Origin of the sequence: Agathobaculum faecis (assembly GCF_014287995.1) — a bacterium.
Taxonomy (GTDB): domain Bacteria; phylum Bacillota; class Clostridia; order Oscillospirales; family Butyricicoccaceae; genus Agathobaculum; species Agathobaculum ammoniilyticum.
Map to the genome: position 1 here is coordinate 58,484 of NZ_JACOPL010000004.1, position 15,847 is coordinate 74,330.

Genomic DNA, 15,847 nt, shown 5'->3' on the forward strand with positions numbered 1-15,847 from the left:
ACGAAAGCAATTTCCTTTGAAACTTGCTTTCGACATCCGAATGCCGCCGTCCAAGGCGGCTGAATCGAGGAATAAAATCCGAGATACATGCTCTCGGATTTTATGGAACTTTCCGCTTGCGGAAAGTTCCTGATAAACGCGCGCGTCACCGCGCATCCCTGATACAGAGAAAACAATATCGAATCATATAAAGGAGTGCTATCAACATGGGCAAAATCATTGGTATCGACCTTGGTACAACAAATTCCTGCGTATCCGTTATGGAAGGCGGCGAGGCTGTCGTCATCCCCAACGCGGAAGGCGCGCGCACGACTCCGTCGGTAGTCGCGTTCTCCAAGGACGGCGAGCGTATGGTGGGCCAGGTGGCCAAGCGCCAGGCTGTGACCAACGCAGACCGCACGATTATTTCCATCAAGCGCCACATGGGCTCGGACTACCGCGTCAACATTGATGGCAAGCCCTATTCCCCGCAGGAGATCTCCGCAATGATCCTGCAAAAGCTCAAGGCGGACGCGGAAGCCTACCTCGGTCAGCCGGTGACCCAGGCGGTCATCACCGTGCCGGCGTACTTCTCCGACTCCCAGCGCCAGGCGACCAAGGACGCGGGCAAGATCGCGGGTCTTGAGGTTCTGCGCATCATCAACGAGCCGACCGCGGCTGCGCTGGCTTACGGTGTGGATAAGGAAGCCGAGCAGAAGATCATGGTCTACGACCTCGGCGGCGGCACGTTCGACGTTTCCATCCTCGACATCGGCGAGGGCGTGCTCGAAGTGCTGTCCACCGCGGGCGACACCCATCTCGGCGGCGACGACTTCGACCAGCGCATCATCGACTGGATGGTCGCGGAGTTCAAGAAATCCAACGGCATCGACCTGTCCGCCGACAGGATGGCCATGCAGCGCCTGAAGGAGGCGGCGGAAAAGGCTAAGATCGAGTTGTCCGGCATGGCGCAGACCTCGATCAACCAGCCGTATATCACCGCGGACGCGACCGGCCCGAAGCACCTCGAGCTGACGCTGACCCGCGCGAAGTTCAACGAGCTGACCGCCGACCTGGTCGAGCGCACCATGGGTCCGGTACGGCAGGCGATGAGCGATGCCGGCCTGTCCGCCTCCGACCTGTCCAAGGTATTGCTGGTGGGCGGCTCGACCCGCATTCCCGCCGTGCAGGAGGCTGTTAAGGGCATCACCGGCAAGGACGGCTTCAAGGGCATCAATCCGGACGAATGCGTCGCGATTGGCGCGTCCATCCAGGGCGGCGTGCTTGGCGGCGAGGTCAAGGACGTACTGCTGCTCGACGTCACCCCGCTGTCCCTCGGCATTGAGACGCTGGGCGGCGTATGCACCAAGCTGATTGACCGCAACACCACCATTCCCACCAAGAAGAGCCAGATCTTCTCCACCGCAGCCGACAATCAGCCGTCGGTTGAAATCCACGTCCTGCAGGGCGAGCGCGAGATGGCTGCGGGCAACAAGACGCTCGGCCGCTTCACGCTGGACGGTATCGCCCCGGCGCCGCGCGGTGTGCCGCAGATCGAGGTTACCTTTGATATCGACGCGAACGGCATCGTAAACGTATCCGCCAAGGACTTGGGTACAGGCAAGGAGCAGAAGATCACCATTACCGCGTCCACCAATCTCTCGCAGGACGAGATCGACAAGGCCATGCACGAGGCTGAGCAGTACGCGGAACAGGATAAGAAGAACAAGGAAGCGGTCGAGGTGCGCAACAACGCCGAGCAGCTTGTCTTCCAGTCCGAGAAAGCGCTGACCGACCTGGGCGATAAGCTGTCCGCCGATGAAAAGGCCGGCGTACAGGCCGAGATCGACAAGGTTAAGGAGGCGCTCAAGGGTACCGACACCGAGATGATTAAGATGGCGACCGATGGCCTGTCCAAGAGGTTCAGCGATCTGGCGGGTAAGATCTACCAGCAGCAGGCGCCGCAGGGTGACCCGAACATGGGCGGCCAGCCGGGCGCACAGTCCGGCCCGCAGGGCGATTTCGTCGACGCGGACTTCACCGAGGTCAAGGACGACGACGATAAGAACAAGTAATTCCATGCCGCGTGGGGCGGGACGGTCTCCGTTCCGCCCTGCGGCATGTCATTTTCCGTTATTTGAGGGAGCATAATGGCTGACAAAAGAGATTATTACGAGGTACTGGGCGTGCAAAAAGGCGCGAGTGAGGACGAGCTGAAAAAGGCTTACCGCCGCCTGGCCCGCAAGTACCACCCTGATCTGAACAAAGACAATCCCGATGCGGCCGACAAATTCAAAGAGGTCAACGAGGCCTATGAGGTCCTTTCCGACGCGGATAAACGCGCCAAGTATGACCAGTTCGGCTTCGCGGGCGTGGACCCGAGCTACGGAGGCAGCGCGGGAGCGAGCGGCTTCGGCGGGTTCGATATGGGCGACCTCGGCGACTTGTTCGGCTCGTTCTTCGGCGGCGGCTTTGGCGGTGGTCGCTCACAGAGCCGCAATGCGCCGCAGCGCGGCGAATCCATCCGGCAGACGGTCATCCTCTCGTTCGAGGAGGCTGCGTTCGGCTGCGAGAAGGAGATCTCGGTAAACCGCATCGAGTCCTGTGACGAATGCGGCGGCACGGGCGCGGCCAAGGGTACCAGCGCTGAAACCTGCCCGAACTGCCGCGGCACGGGCTCTGTGACCCAGACGCAGCGCACCCCGCTCGGTGTGTTCCAAACGCAAACCGCGTGTCCCAACTGCCGCGGCACCGGCAAGATCATCAAAAAGCCCTGCGCCAAGTGTGGCGGCGCAGGCCGCGTGCGCAAAACGCGCAAGTTCAAGGTAAACATCCCTGCCGGTATCGACGAGGGACAGTCCATCCAGCAGCGCGGACAGGGCAACGCGGGTGTGAACGGCGGGCCGGCGGGCGACCTGTTTGTGACCGTGTCCATCCGGCCGCATCCCATCTTTACCCGCGAGGGGCAGGATGTGTACGTCGAGATCCCGATTTCGTTCGCGCAGGCGGCGCTGGGCGACACGCTTCAGGTGCCGACGATCGACGGGCGCGTGGAATATAAGGTGCCGGAAGGGACGCAGACCGGCACCGTGTTCCGTATGAAAGGCAAGGGTATCCAGAACGTCAGCGGCCGTGGCCGCGGCGATCAGTATGTCCGCGTAAATATCGAAGTGCCGAAAAATCTGTCCGAAAAGCAGAAAAAGCTGCTGCGCGAATTTGAAGAATCCGCGACCGATGAAAATCAGAGCAAGCGCAAGGGCTTCTGGGATAAGGTAAAGGACGCGTTCAGCGAAAAATAACCGACCAGCGCAGGTTGTTCTGGTCGGGTCAGGTTTCCGTACCCCGCGCGGGAAACGGAAAAGAGGGCCGCAGGAGCGGCCCTCTTTTTTCAGCTTTCGCGGTAATGCCGGATCAATGCCTGTGTGCCAAGGTCACCCATGCCTTCCGCTTCCAGATCGCCGTACATGGCGCAGACGCGCTCCAACACCGGCAGCGCGGGTCCGCCCTGCGATTGGGCAATCTTCATATCCTTGATAAAATGCTTGAGGAAAAACCCCGGCGCATAATCCTCTTTTACCATCTTTGGCATCAGGTTCTCCATCTGCCACGAGCCGGCCGCCCCCTTGGAAATGCTGGCGAGCAGCTTATCCGGCTCCAGCCCCGCGTGTTCTGCATAGGCGAGCGCTTCGCACACGCCGGCGATCGTCCCCGAAATCGCAATCTGGTTGGCCATCTTGGTATGCTGTCCCGCGCCGGCCGGACCTTCATAAACGACCTGCTTTCCCATCGCTTCAAACAGCGGCAGGCACGCCTTGTAATCCGCTTCCGCCCCACCAACCATGATGGACAGCGTGCCGTTTTTCGCCCCTGTGTCGCCGCCGGAAACCGGCGCATCCAGCACGCGCAGCCCGCGCTGCTTCCCCTCCTGGGAAATCCGAACCGCAAGCTTCGGATCGGTCGTGGTCATATCGATCAGATAGGCGCCGGCCTTCGCCGCCGCCAGAATGCCCTCCCCGCCGAAATAGACCTGCTCCACATCCTTCGGATAGCCTACCATCGTAATAACCGCATCGCGCCCTTTCGCGCATTCCGCAACGCTGTCGCACCAGCGCACTTCATTTTCGGCAAGGAAATCCGTAAGCTTTGCCTTGGTGCGCGAATAAACCGCGACCTCGTAACCTGCACCCAGCAGGTTGCGCACCATGGAGCGCCCCATCACGCCCACGCCAATAAACCCAACTGTTTTCATCATTTTTCCTCCTTGCGTATATGTGTCTAAAGCGCGGACCGGAATCCGCGCTTTTTCTTACCGTTCCCCAAGGGGGGTATATCCGATTTCCGGTTGTACACAGCGGTAGGCAGGCCGGATAATCTTGTCCGTATTAATCAGCTCCTCCAGCCGGTGCGCGCTCCAGCCGACGATACGCGCCATGGCAAATACAGGCGTGTAAAGCTCTGGCGGAAGCCCCAGCATGGAATACACAAAGCCGGAATAAAAATCCACATTGGCGGAAACGCCTTTGTAAATCTGCCGCTCTTTTGCAATAACCTTGGGTGCCAGCCGCGCAACCGTGGAATAGAGGGCGAAATCCTCATCCCTGCCCTTTTCCTTGGCCAACTGCCCGACGAACGACTTGAACACCTGCGCGCGCGGGTCGGAGATCGAATACACGGCATGCCCCAGGCCATAAATCAGCCCCTTGCGGTCAAACACCTCGCGCCGCAGCAGCTTATCCAGATAATCGGCCACCTGCTCGTCGTCATGGGCATCGGAAACGTTGCGCTTGAGGTCCTCGAACATCTGCACAACCTTATAATTGGCGCCGCCATGCTTAGGCCCTTTCAGCGAGCCGAGCGCCGCCGCGATCGCCGAATAGGTATCCGTTCCCGAAGAGGTGACCACATGCGTGGTAAAGGACGAATTATTACCGCCGCCGTGCTCCATATGCAGCACAAGCGCCAGATCCAGCACACTCGCTTCCAGCGGCGTGTACTGCATGTCCGGACGCAGCATGCGCAAGAAATTGGATGCCGTGGAAAGGCTGTCCGAGGGGTAATGGATGTACATACTACCGCCGCACTCATAGTGATTATAGGCGTGATAGGAATATACCGCGAGCATCGGAAACACGGAAACCAGCATCAGGCATTGGCGCAGCACGTTCGGCAGGCTGATATCATCCGCATAATTGTCGTAGGAAGCCAGCGTCAGCACGCTGCGCGACAGGCTGTTCATCATATCATGCGGCGGCGCTTTCATGATAACATCGCGTGTGAAATTGGTCGGCAGCGTGCGTCCCTGGGCAAGCAGACCCTTGAAGTCGGCAAGCTGGCCCGCGTCCGGCAGCTTGCCGAACAACAGCAGGTAGGCGACCTCCTCGTAGCCTTTGCGCCCCTCCTTCATGAAGCCCTGCACCAGATCATTTATGTTGATGCCCCGGTAGTACAGTTCCCCTTCGCAGGGTACCGTTTCTCCATTGACCTCTTTTTGCGATATGATGTCCGAAATATTGGTCAGCCCTGCCAGTACGCCCTTCCCGCTCAAGTCGCGCAGGCCGCGCTTCACGTCATATTGCTTGTACAGCGCGGGATCGATCCGGCTGTTTGTCCGGCATATCTCCGCCAGCGCCTCCACGCGCGGTGTCACCTCTAAAATGTTGTGGTCTGCCGTCATCTTGTGTCCTCCCCTTTCCAATACATACTACCCGATGTATATATTGTATATGGAAAATCGCAAGCCTGCAACGACATTTCGGTAACAGAGTGTGAAAATTCTGTGAATTTTTACTATAGCAGCATCATAAAGCACCGCTCACTCCTCTTCCGTTCCGGCGCGGCGCCGCTTTGCATATCGGAACGAAGCGTAAGTAAGCAGCAGCACCAATACCGTAGTCAGCGGCACCGTTAACAGCAGTTGCGCAGCAAACACCAGAAGAATAGCCGGCACCCCCATCCCTACCCAGACTGCGCCGGTCGCACATTGGAGTACACAGACTACGACGGAGGCTGCTACTCCCCCCAGCGCCCCCTGCACCAGGTAGTGCTTCCACGGATAACAGTCCGCTTCGGCAAACGCGTTGTCATCCATCATGCCTTTGCGCGCCATCAGTACTATGCAAAAGAGCTGTGCCAGCATCACGACAGCAAATTCCACCAAGTTGACCGCTCCGCCTATCGTTTCGTTCTGTACGCTTATCCCCAGCGCCTGCAGCACCAGATCAGCCAAAATACCAGCCGTCAGGAAATAAAACCCAACTTTATAGATCCGGTTGATCTCCGCAACCACCCGTTCATCTTTTGCTTTGCGAATCAGCTTCATCTTTTCCACCTCCGTATCACAAACTTAAGACGGCTTTTACGATCACAGCCGCCCAAGCCATTCCATTTCCCTGCCGCGCTCGTCCAGCAGTCCCCATCATCCATTGTTTTCTCTGCTCCATCTCAGTTTTCCTCCCAAAATAATTGATCGAGCGTCTTATCCAGCGCCCTGCAGATGGCAATACACAGGTTGAGCGTCGGGTTATAGCCGCCCGCCTCGATCAAACCAATGGTTTGTCGCGTTACACCGACCAGTTCTGCCAGTTCTGCCTGAGACAGATCCTTTTCCACCCGAGCGAGTTTGAGTTTTTTATTTTTCATGCGCTACCCCTCTTTTGCTTTCTTAATTATACGATATATTTTTTATAATGTCAATTATATATTGCATTTTGACAAATAAAAAAGGAGGCGAGTAAACCTCCTTTTATTGAAAATGCTTCTCGGCCTCCATGCGGTACAGCCGCATAATGACTAACGTATGGTTGAGCTGCGGCCCCATCAGCAGGATCATGCTGACGATATACAACCAAAGCATCAAAACGATGATTGCGCCGAGCGAGCCGTACAGCACGGAATAATTGGCCATGTTATCCACATAAAACGAAAACGCCCACGATACCAGCAGCCAAGCGACCAAGGAAAACAGCGCCCCCGGCCATACCTCCTGAAATTTCAGATGAAGGTTGGGGACCACACGGTTGAACAGCATGAGGAATACAAAAATAAACGCAATCATCACCCAAAAGCTCGCGTCATGTGTCAAATCCAGCGCCGCCTGCGGCACTGGCATCAGCCGCGGCAGGATGCGGATGATCGTCCGTCCCGCAACCGCCAGAATAAAGCTGCAAACGACCGATACCAGAAAGCCCGCCGTAATGCCGAACGAGATCAGCACATCGCGCAGGACGCCGCGCTGTACCTCGACATGGTAGATGTCATTGACCGTGCGCATCATGGAGCGGACCGCGCGGGACAAAAAATACAAGGTCAGCACAATGCCGATCAGCATGGGACTGAACGAGGGGGAGTTGGAAAGCTGCGCCAGATAGGAGGTGATCAACTGCTGCAGGCTCTTGGGCAGCAGCTCCAGCACGGGCTGTATGCTCTCGATCGAAATATCGAGCTGTGCCAGAAGCGAGTTGACAAACATCAGCAGCGGGAACATGGAAAACAACAGGAAATACGACAGCTCCGCCGCCGCCTGCGGGATCCCGTCCGAAAAAAAACGGTAAACCATCCGTTTTATCAGGTATGCCAGCCGGTTTTGCCCATTCACGACCCCATCCCCCTTTCCTCTAAGGTACTTCTATTGTACCAGCTTTTTTCTGATTTTCAACTTGCGTTTTGGCGGCATCCGGTGTATACTGTCCATAATCAGAACATTTGTTCTCGTCGGAGGGGATGTCCATGGATAGCCTGCGCGGAGAAACCTGTTGTTTTTCCGGATATCGAATCGAAAAAATGCCGTTTCGGACGGACGATTCCCCGGCCGCCAGCGCCTTACGGGAGGCGCTTGACCGGGCAATCCGCCATGCCGCCGGCCAGGGCTATACCCGCTTTCTGTCCGGTATGTCCACCGGTTTTGACCTCTGGGCCGCGGAAGCCGTGCTTCGGACGCGCGCGCAGCTTCCGGTGCAGCTTTTATGCGCGGTCCCGTTTGACGGGCAGGCGTCCCGCTATGCAGCGGAATGGAAGCGCCGGTTCAATCGTTGCCTGCTCGCGGCGGACGGGGTATACTCCCTGTCACGGGAGTATCATACCGGCTGCTATGCCGCACGCAACCAGTTCATGGTGGACGCGGCCTCCCTGCTGATCTGCTTCTTTGACGGACAGCCCGGCGGCACCGCGCAGACCGTGCGCATGGCGCGGCAGCGGGGCCTGCGCATCGTCAACCTTGCGGAACGGCAGCTCTCTCTGCTGGATTGACCGGCGCACGCCGCGCGGACCATGTTTGCTGTAGCACGGCCGTTAAAAAGAGGCTCGGAAATGATTCCGAGCCTCTTTTCACAAATTTATCCTGCGATCAATCAACCTTGACCGTCCAGCCCAGCTCATCCGGCATGGTACCCCACTGGATGCCGGTCAGAGTATTGTACAGCTTATGGGTGATCTCGCCGATCTCACCGTTGTTGATATAGGCAACGTCGCCCTCGTAGCGCAGTTCGCCGACCGGAGAAATGACCGCCGCCGTACCAGTGCCGAACACCTCTTCCAGCTTCCCGTCCTTGGAGGCCTGCATCACGTCCGCGATCGGCAGGCGCTCCTCAGACACCGGAACGCCCCAGTGCTTGAGAAGATCGATGCAGCTCATACGGGTAACGCCCGGCAGGACCGTACCCATACAGGGCGCGGTGTAGACCGTGCCGCCAATCTTGAAGAAGCAGTTCATCGATCCCACTTCCTCCACATATTTATGCTCCACACCGTCCAGCCACAGTGTCTGCTCATAGCCAAGCTCATGCGCCTTTACCTGCGAGATCAGGCTGGCCGCATAGTTGCCGCCGCACTTGGTAAAACCCGTGCCGCCCGGGCAGGCGCGGGTATATTCATCCTCCACAAAGATCTTGACCGGATTGATACCTGTCGAATAATACGCGCCGACCGGCGAACAGATGATGATGAACTGGTGCGTTCTGGACGGGCGCACGCCAAGGTGCGGCTCAGTCGCGATCACGAATGGGCGGATATACAGGCTGGTACCTTCCGCATGCGGCACCCAATCCTTTTCAACCGAAACAATTTCCTTAACCGCCTGCACAAAATCCTCCACCGGCAGGCTCGGCAGGCACATGCGGTGATTGGTGTTAATCATGCGCTGCGCATTTTTGTCCGGCCGGAACAGTTGGATCGAACCATCGGGCGTGCGGTAGGCTTTCATGCCCTCGAACGACTCCATCGCGTAATGCAGGACCATGGCTGCAGGATCGATCTGAAGCGGCTCATACGGTACGATACGCGCGTCGTGCCAGCCCTGCTCCTCATCGTGGTCGATGATCAGCATGTGATCGGTATAATAGACGCCGAAGCCGAGGCTGTTTTCATCCGGCTTGGACTTTTTGTTGGCTGTGAGCTGTTTTTTGATCTGCAGCATGGTGGATTCACTCTTTCTATTTGTTTTTTCTTTTATTATAGCACTTTGCCAAGATAAAGCAAGGCGTTTTTCGATACAAAGGGTGACAAACCCGCCGTGTTTTGATATAATAAGTTCGTATGAATTGCTGAAAGGGGTGACCGCGCATCAAACAGAAATGGAAAAAGCTGCTCAGTGTGCTGCTGTGCGCGGCGCTGGTCCTGTTTACTTGCCCCGTCCCCGCCCGCGCGCTTACGCTGACCGCGGTCAATGATACGCTTCTGCCGCTTGACGACGGCACCATGCCCGCGCGTCTCGGCGGCGAGCTGTATGTGCCGTACAGCGTCTTCACCATGCTTGGCGTTTCCGCTTCGCAGGAGGGCGGCGTGCTGAGTCTCTCTGCAAACGGGGAAACGCTCAGCTTCTCCCCCGACGAGGGATATGTATACGACCAGAACCTGAACAGCTATTCTCCCCCTGCATACCATCGGAACGGAACGGTTTATGTGCCGGTCAAGCTGTGCTGCGGCAAATTCGGCCTGAGCTATTCCACGCTGTCCTTTTCCGGTGAAACCGTACTGCGCGTGACCGACGGTTCGGCGCAAAGCGACTCCTCGTTCACCTCCTCCAATGCAGATTCGATCCAAAGCGCAATCAATACATACAAGGGCGTCACGCCGTCCACTCCATCGGACGGCAGCGGCCAAACGACCGAGCAGCCGGCCGAGCCTCCCATCCCACCGGTTGAAGAAAAACCGACGCAGAAGCCCGCGCGGGTTTACCTGACTTTCTATGGCGCGCCGACCACCAACACCCCCGCCGTGCTGGACGCGCTCCACAGCGCCGGCCGCCTGGCAACGTTTTTCCTTCCCGTGGATGCGTCCACCTGGACGGACGACACCGTGCGCCGCATCGTTGCGGAGGGGCATACCCCCGCACTGCTGCTGAACGCTTCCCCCCAGACCGCGCCCGCCGACCTGGTTGCCAGCCTGACCGCTGCAAACGAGCGTCTGACGCTGCTCACCGGCGTATCCACGCGCATCGTTTCCAACGATACGGGCTGCGTCAAATTGACACAGGCACAGCGCGACGCCCTGATCGGCGCCGGCTACCGGCTGTGGGACTCCACCTTTGACAGCGGGGACGCCACCCAGTCCGCGGCAAGGGCATACGCCACCACCGCCCAGAACTTTGTCTCAACGACTGCGACCGTCGTGGTCCGCCTGCATCACAGCGCCTCCACAGCGCAGACCGTGCGCTCGCTTTCCGCCTATATGTCGAGACAGGGCATCCCCTCGTCCCGCGTCATACTGAGCGCCACACCGATCAACAGCACTTCCGATACCCGATAGCTACCTGCGTATCTGTCATGCAAAACACGGCACAGCTTAAAGCTGTGCCGTGTTCTTTTCCTACCGGACGCCGCTTTGGAACCGCGGCGCGCCTTCCCATCGTTTTTGCTAGATCTGCTTCCTAATGTGGTCGAGCGCTCCCTTTTCCAGACGGGATACCTGCGCCTGCGAAATGTGGATCTCCTCCGCCACCTCCATCTGCGTCCGCCCCTCGAAAAAGCGCAGCCGGATGATGCGTTTCTCCCGCTCACTCAGGCTGTCGATCGCTTCGCGCAGCGCGATGCGGGCGAGCCAGTTCTCATCGGTATTTTTATTGTCTCCCACCTGGTCCATCACACATACCGTGTCCGCGCCGTCATGAAAAACCGGCTCAAACAGGGACACCGGATCAAGAATCGCGTCAAGCGCGAATACCACCTCCTCCTTGGGTACGTCCATCGCCTTGGCCAGCTCCACGATATCCGGCTCGCGCTGGTGCTCGCGCATGAAGGCTTCCTTGGCCTGCAGCGCCTTATAGGCGGTATCCCGAAGGCTGCGGGATACCCGCAGCGCGCTGTTGTCCCGCAGGTAGCGCCGGATTTCCCCTATAATCATCGGCATGAACGTACAAAGGAGAAAACAGCTATCCCGCTACCGTTCCGTATCCGCTGGCGCCCTCAATGGCATAATATATTTCGACCTTGCCGTTTTGCAGCACGATCTTTTCCACGCAGGCGCGTATCAGCGCCTGCCGCTCCTCACCGGCCAGGCTGTCCCAACAGGCGCCGATGGTATATAACGCCCGCCGCGCTTCCTCATCCTCCCGCCGCTGCTCCTGCCGCTGCGCGGCGGAAAGCGCCTGCTCGGCCCGTTCCCGCTCTTTTTTGACGCGCTCGATCGATTCGCGCAGCGTATCGTCCTCCGCGTCGGCATACAGCTCGTACAGGCGGCGCAGCTTGCGCTGGACCCGCTCCAGCGTCCGGCGGCACTCTGCCGCATCCCCCTGCCGTTGGCGTGGCACCGACGGCTGCGCGGACAGCCTCGCCAGATCGCGTATGACAATCGCCTCCACCTCGCGCGCCATCACCCCCCGATTCGGACAGGCGGCATCATGCACCAGATGGGGCTTGGACTTATCCCGTGAGTAGCAGACCAGCTTATCCCCCGCGTTGCCCCATTTCTGATAGCGCATTTTAGCGCCGCAGTGTCCGCAGACCAGTAGGCCGGCCAGCAGCTTGCCCGCCCCCGCAGCGCGCGGCCGGTTGGGGCGGTGCAGCCGGCGCTGCGCTCGCGCAAAGGTTTCGCGGTCAATAAGCGGCTCATGCCGCCCCGCGTAGCGCTCGCCTTTATAGACGATCACGCCTGTGTTGCTCTCCCGATCCAATATCTGCCGCACCAGATGCTCGTATTTCAGCCCCAACTCGCGCGCGATGCGTCCGGCCGACTGGCCCTCCAGATACCGCGCGTAGATCTCGCGTACGGTATCCGCATCGCTGTTGGGAACCAGGATGCCCTTCCCCGCGTCGTAATCATATCCAAACGGTATTTTGCCGCCGCCCGGCCAGAAGCCCTGCTTGACGCGCTCGACCATGCCCATACGGGTGCGCAGAAAGATGTTCTCTCGTTCGAGCTGAGCAAATGCGGACAGAATACCGATCATCGCGCGCCCATACGGACTGCCGGTATCAATATTTTCATTGATCGATACAAAGTCCACCCCATGTGGCAGAAAAACGTCCTCAATCAGGTAAAGCGTGTCTTTCTGGCTTCGGCTCAGGCGGTCAAGCTTGTAGACAACGACGCGCTCGACCGCGCCGGCGCGGATTTCCTCCACCAACTCGGTAACGGCCGGCCGTGTCAGGTTTGAGCCGGAAAAACCGCCGTCCACATACCGACGGAAGCGGGTGATCCCTTTCATCCGGCAGTACGCTTCCAGTTTTTCGGCCTGCGCCGCGAGCGAGTATCCTTCGTCCGCCTGTGCTTCGGTCGATACGCGCAGATATAATGCGGTGTGTTTCATGAAATATCCTTTCCAAGACCGCGTTCCTCCGCTTCCAGTATAGCAGAGGGCGGCGGCTCCGGCAACGGAAGTTCCTGCCGGAAGCGCGCCTCGCGCAGCAGCATGCCGATCCCTTCCTGGTCAAGCAGCAGCGGCGGCAGCACACCGTGAAGCCGCTTCCCGTTCAAATAACGCACCACGCGCATGCGGACCACCTCCTTTCCCCTTTATTCTGCCCAGGTTTGCCCTTTTGCAACCGTTCGGACGCTCTTCCAAACCGCTCCATAAAGCAACCAAAATATACCCAAAATAACACTTGTAGAAGTATCAGCATTGGGTGTATAATGAGGTATCGGAACTGTTTGACAGACGAACAAAAATTTAGAGGAGAATGCATCATGTTTGAAAATCTGATTGCCACGCTCAAGGCCGACAAGCGTAAAATCGTATTCACCGAGGGGCCGGACCCCCGCATTCTGGAAGCCGCCTCCCGCCTGAAGAAAGACGGCCTGCTGGATTCTATCCTGGTCGGCAATGTGGACGAAGTCAAGTCCGCCGCTGCCGCAGGCGGTTTTGACATCGAGGGCATGGAAATCATCGACCCTGCGGCTTATCCGGAAATGGACGCGATGGTCGCCAGGATGGTCGAGCTGCGCAAGGGCAAGATGACCGAGGAGCAGTGCCGCGCAGCGCTTTCCAAGGGCAATTATTTCGGCACCATGCTGGTCAAGCTGGGCAAGGCAGACGCCCTGCTCGGCGGCGCTACTTATTCGACTGCGGACACCGTCCGCCCTGCTCTGCAGATCATCAAGACCAAGCCGGGCAACAAGATCGTATCCTCCTGCTTCATCCTGCGCCGCGACGGCAAGGATGGCGGCGACGAGTTGTACGCGATGGGCGACTGCGCGATCAATATCAATCCGAGCGAGGACGATCTGATGGAAATCGCCATTGAAACTGCAAAAACCGCCAAGGCGTTCGGTATCGACCCCAAGGTGGCCATGCTATCCTACTCGACCAAAGGCTCCGGCAAGGGCGAAACGGTTGATATGATGAAGAATGCAACCGAAAAAACTAAAGCGGCTGCGCCTGATCTCGCGGTAGACGGCGAACTGCAGTTCGACGCCGCGTTCTCCCCTGTCGTTGCGGCGACCAAGTGCAAGGGCTCTCCGGTTGCCGGCCAGGCCAACACCTTTATTTTCCCTGATATCAACGCGGGCAACATTGGCTACAAAATCGCCCAGCGTCTGGGCGGCTTCGAGGCCTACGGCCCGATTCTGCAGGGTCTGAACGCGCCGATCAACGATCTGTCCCGCGGCTGTAACGCGGATGAGGTCTATCAGATGGCGATCATCACCGCCGGCCTGAAATAACCCGACACCGCACGGCAAACATCAAGCAAAAAAGGACTGACCAGCCGGTCAGTCCTTTTCGTTTTCCTTTTGCGCCTGCGCACGCGCCTTCTGTGCGGCTTCCCGCCGCTCCTTTGCGCTGACCGGCGGGGCCTCCTCCCTGATCTCGACAAACGCCCGCGTTTCCGGATCGAGACGTTTTGGCCCACGGTAAGCATTGGTGTCAACCGAAAGGCCGCGTTTTCTCAACAGGTTATTGACCGCCTCGGTCGCCATCGTATACAGTACGGCGAACAGCGGCACGCCGACCGCCATCCCCACAAAGCCGAACACGCCGCCGAACACAAGGATCGCAAACATGACCCAGAAGCTCGACAGGCCAGTGGAATTGCCCAGTATTTTCGGCCCCAGGATATTCCCGTCAAACTGCTGGAGCGCCAGGATGAACAGCACAAAATATACCGCCTGCACCGGACTGATGACCATGATCAGGATGGTACTCGGCACCGCCCCGATAAACGGGCCAAAAAACGGGATGATATTGGTCACGCCGATAATGACCGAAATCAGGAGCGCATACGACTGGTCCATCGTCATCAGCCCGAAACCCATCAGGATGCGCAGCCCAGCAAAGCACAGCAGGCCGATGATGAGCGAATCAATCAGCTTGCCGGTGATGAACCCGCCGAATACACGGTGGATATAAGCAACACGCTTGATGATACGGTTGGCGCGCTGGATGGAAAACACGCTGTACAGCGTCTTTTTGGCCTGCGCGCAAAAGGTATCCTTGCTGTTGAGGATATAAAGCGCGATGATAATGCCGATCAGCAGGTCGAACAGGACGGAAACCGTCGTTACAACGCCGGTCATCAGCGCGACTAGCTGCGGCAGCGCGCTGTTCTGCACCCAGTCGACGACCTGTGTGGAGAACTGCTCATACAACTGTAGAAAATTCCGTTCGATCACCGGATTGTCTTTCAGCAGCGACGCGACCCAAGTTGATATCTCGTCCAGATAGGTATCCATGGATTCCAGCAGGGAGAACACGCTTACGATCAGCTGCGGCAGCACCATCCACAGCAGCACGCCCACGACCGCAAGACCAATCAGCAGGGACAGGATGCTGCAAAGCCCCTTGGCGATCTGCGTCCCCCGTTTCATCCGCTGCGCCAGCTTGGGCTGCAGCACGCGGTACAGACCGTTGAATACCGGCATCAGAAGGTATGCCATCACAAAGCCGTAGATAAACGGGCTCAGAATGCCGAGCAGCTTTTTGATCATGCGCCAGATGATCGGCAGCCAGCCCAGAAAATAAAAAACAAGCACACTGGAAACGATCACGCAGAACGCCGTTAAGCCCCACTGGAAATAGTGGGGCTGATTCTGCGCTTCCGTCCTATGATGTTCTGTTGGTTCCTGCACGGACACGCTCCTCTCCTATCCTTCCGGCCACTGGTTATTCTTCATCATCAAAGAAAATACGCCAGAACAAGTACATCCAGGTCGCAGCAAACGCGACGAACAAGACACCCCGAAACTTTTTGAAGAACTTTGCAAAGCAGGCACCGAGCCACAGCCCGAACGACAGCATGCAGATCTTGAATACCGCGAAATCAAACATCGAGAACCCCTGCGCCTTGGACACCGCGTGGTCCGTCCAACGGGCCGCACAGTCGCGCGCATCGTTCGCATAGCCAAGCACCTGATTGGCGCGGCTGCGCAACGCCTCACGGTCGATGGAATCCAGATAATTTTTCATAGCTTTTCTCTCCTTTTGACAAATATGTGAAACCGG

At 58.0% G+C, this 15,847-nt stretch carries 15 protein-coding genes and 1 pseudogene; 5 read left to right on the forward strand and 11 right to left on the reverse strand.

All coding sequences use genetic code 11. The annotated features are described in order from the left end of the window. Positions 1-206: 206 nt before the first annotated feature. Positions 207-2,054: a molecular chaperone DnaK gene (gene dnaK / locus H8S45_RS05290; protein ID WP_054326233.1), complete on the forward strand. Its 1,848-nt coding sequence runs from the start codon at positions 207-209 to the stop codon at positions 2,052-2,054. Positions 2,055-2,129: 75 nt separating this feature from the next. Further along, positions 2,130-3,278 carry a molecular chaperone DnaJ gene (gene dnaJ / locus H8S45_RS05295; protein WP_186949767.1) on the forward strand — a complete coding sequence of 383 codons (1,149 nt, stop codon included), beginning with the start codon at positions 2,130-2,132 and terminating at the stop codon, positions 3,276-3,278. A gap of 89 nt (positions 3,279-3,367) precedes the next feature. Here the strand turns inward: dnaJ and H8S45_RS05300 are convergent, their stop codons facing one another. The 5 genes from H8S45_RS05300 to H8S45_RS05320 form a co-directional block, all read right to left on the reverse strand. Next, positions 3,368-4,228, reverse strand: a complete 861-nt coding sequence (locus tag H8S45_RS05300; protein WP_107630621.1) for an NAD(P)-dependent oxidoreductase — start codon at positions 4,226-4,228, stop codon at positions 3,368-3,370. A gap of 57 nt (positions 4,229-4,285) precedes the next feature. Continuing rightward, entirely contained in the window at positions 4,286-5,653 is a 1,368-nt protein-coding gene (locus H8S45_RS05305) for a citrate/2-methylcitrate synthase (protein WP_054326231.1), read from the reverse strand. A gap of 138 nt (positions 5,654-5,791) precedes the next feature. Then, positions 5,792-6,298 (reverse strand): DUF6773 family protein, encoded by a 507-nt coding sequence (locus H8S45_RS05310; RefSeq protein WP_147573829.1) that lies wholly within the window; start codon positions 6,296-6,298, stop codon positions 5,792-5,794. 122 nt (positions 6,299-6,420) lie between these two features. After that, entirely contained in the window at positions 6,421-6,618 is a 198-nt protein-coding gene (locus tag H8S45_RS05315; RefSeq protein WP_054326229.1) for a helix-turn-helix transcriptional regulator, read from the reverse strand. A gap of 103 nt (positions 6,619-6,721) precedes the next feature. Then, the gene (locus H8S45_RS05320) at positions 6,722-7,573 is read right to left on the reverse strand and encodes a YihY/virulence factor BrkB family protein (protein ID WP_186949769.1); all 852 of its coding nucleotides are present in this window, start codon (positions 7,571-7,573) and stop codon (positions 6,722-6,724) included. Positions 7,574-7,704: 131 nt separating this feature from the next. Between H8S45_RS05320 and H8S45_RS05325 the strand changes: the two genes are divergently transcribed. Next, complete coding sequence (locus tag H8S45_RS05325) at positions 7,705-8,223, forward strand: SLOG family protein (RefSeq protein WP_159068032.1); 519 nt, start codon at positions 7,705-7,707, stop codon at positions 8,221-8,223. 97 nt (positions 8,224-8,320) lie between these two features. On the opposite strand, the gene H8S45_RS05330 is transcribed toward H8S45_RS05325, so the two are convergent. After that, entirely contained in the window at positions 8,321-9,388 is a 1,068-nt protein-coding gene (locus H8S45_RS05330; RefSeq protein ID WP_107630626.1) for a branched-chain amino acid aminotransferase, read from the reverse strand. 176 nt (positions 9,389-9,564) lie between these two features. On the opposite strand from H8S45_RS05330, the gene H8S45_RS05335 reads away from it, so the two are divergent. After that, positions 9,565-10,719, forward strand: coding sequence for a polysaccharide deacetylase family protein (locus H8S45_RS05335; protein ID WP_107630627.1), 1,155 nt, complete (start codon positions 9,565-9,567; stop codon positions 10,717-10,719). A 108-nt stretch (positions 10,720-10,827) separates the two neighbouring features. Here H8S45_RS05335 and H8S45_RS05340 read toward each other — a convergent pair. The 3 genes and pseudogenes from H8S45_RS05340 to H8S45_RS05350 all read right to left on the reverse strand — a co-directional run. Beyond that, a pseudogene (locus H8S45_RS05340) lies at positions 10,828-11,319 on the reverse strand (sigma-70 family RNA polymerase sigma factor); the annotation flags it as partial. A 22-nt stretch (positions 11,320-11,341) separates the two neighbouring features. Beyond that, entirely contained in the window at positions 11,342-12,718 is a 1,377-nt protein-coding gene (locus tag H8S45_RS05345) for a recombinase family protein (RefSeq protein ID WP_107630628.1), read from the reverse strand. Beyond that, a complete protein-coding gene (locus H8S45_RS05350) occupies positions 12,715-12,903 on the reverse strand; it encodes a hypothetical protein (protein ID WP_054326223.1) in 189 nt (62 codons plus the stop codon). The genes H8S45_RS05345 and H8S45_RS05350 overlap by 4 nt, the downstream gene beginning before the upstream one ends. A gap of 192 nt (positions 12,904-13,095) precedes the next feature. Here H8S45_RS05350 and pta point away from each other — a divergent pair, with 192 nt between their 5' ends. Further along, on the forward strand, positions 13,096-14,070 hold the full coding sequence (gene pta / locus H8S45_RS05355; RefSeq protein ID WP_054326222.1) for a phosphate acetyltransferase: 975 nt from the start codon (positions 13,096-13,098) through the stop codon (positions 14,068-14,070). Positions 14,071-14,118: 48 nt separating this feature from the next. Here pta and H8S45_RS05360 read toward each other — a convergent pair whose 3' ends face one another. Both H8S45_RS05360 and H8S45_RS05365 read right to left on the reverse strand, forming a co-directional pair. Continuing rightward, positions 14,119-15,474: an AI-2E family transporter gene (locus H8S45_RS05360; protein ID WP_147573831.1), complete on the reverse strand. Its 1,356-nt coding sequence runs from the start codon at positions 15,472-15,474 to the stop codon at positions 14,119-14,121. Between the two features lie 34 nt (positions 15,475-15,508). Further along, on the reverse strand, positions 15,509-15,811 hold the full coding sequence (locus H8S45_RS05365) for a hypothetical protein (protein ID WP_054326220.1): 303 nt from the start codon (positions 15,809-15,811) through the stop codon (positions 15,509-15,511). Between the last annotated feature and the right edge of the window lie 36 nt (positions 15,812-15,847).

Coding starts and splice junctions, on each gene's coding strand:
- H8S45_RS05365 (WP_054326220.1), bottom strand. CDS start 15,811: ATGAAAAATTATCTGGATTCCATCGACCGTGAGGCGTTGCGCAGCCGC.
- H8S45_RS05350 (WP_054326223.1), bottom strand. CDS start 12,903: ATGCGCGTGGTGCGTTATTTGAACGGGAAGCGGCTTCACGGTGTGCTG.
- H8S45_RS05315 (WP_054326229.1), bottom strand. CDS start 6,618: ATGAAAAATAAAAAACTCAAACTCGCTCGGGTGGAAAAGGATCTGTCT.
- H8S45_RS05330 (WP_107630626.1), bottom strand. CDS start 9,388: ATGCTGCAGATCAAAAAACAGCTCACAGCCAACAAAAAGTCCAAGCCG.
- H8S45_RS05310 (WP_147573829.1), bottom strand. CDS start 6,298: ATGAAGCTGATTCGCAAAGCAAAAGATGAACGGGTGGTTGCGGAGATC.
- dnaJ (WP_186949767.1), top strand. CDS start 2,130: ATGGCTGACAAAAGAGATTATTACGAGGTACTGGGCGTGCAAAAAGGC.
- H8S45_RS05305 (WP_054326231.1), bottom strand. CDS start 5,653: ATGACGGCAGACCACAACATTTTAGAGGTGACACCGCGCGTGGAGGCG.
- pta (WP_054326222.1), top strand. CDS start 13,096: ATGTTTGAAAATCTGATTGCCACGCTCAAGGCCGACAAGCGTAAAATC.
- H8S45_RS05300 (WP_107630621.1), bottom strand. CDS start 4,228: ATGAAAACAGTTGGGTTTATTGGCGTGGGCGTGATGGGGCGCTCCATG.
- H8S45_RS05345 (WP_107630628.1), bottom strand. CDS start 12,718: ATGAAACACACCGCATTATATCTGCGCGTATCGACCGAAGCACAGGCG.
- H8S45_RS05325 (WP_159068032.1), top strand. CDS start 7,705: ATGGATAGCCTGCGCGGAGAAACCTGTTGTTTTTCCGGATATCGAATC.
- dnaK (WP_054326233.1), top strand. CDS start 207: ATGGGCAAAATCATTGGTATCGACCTTGGTACAACAAATTCCTGCGTA.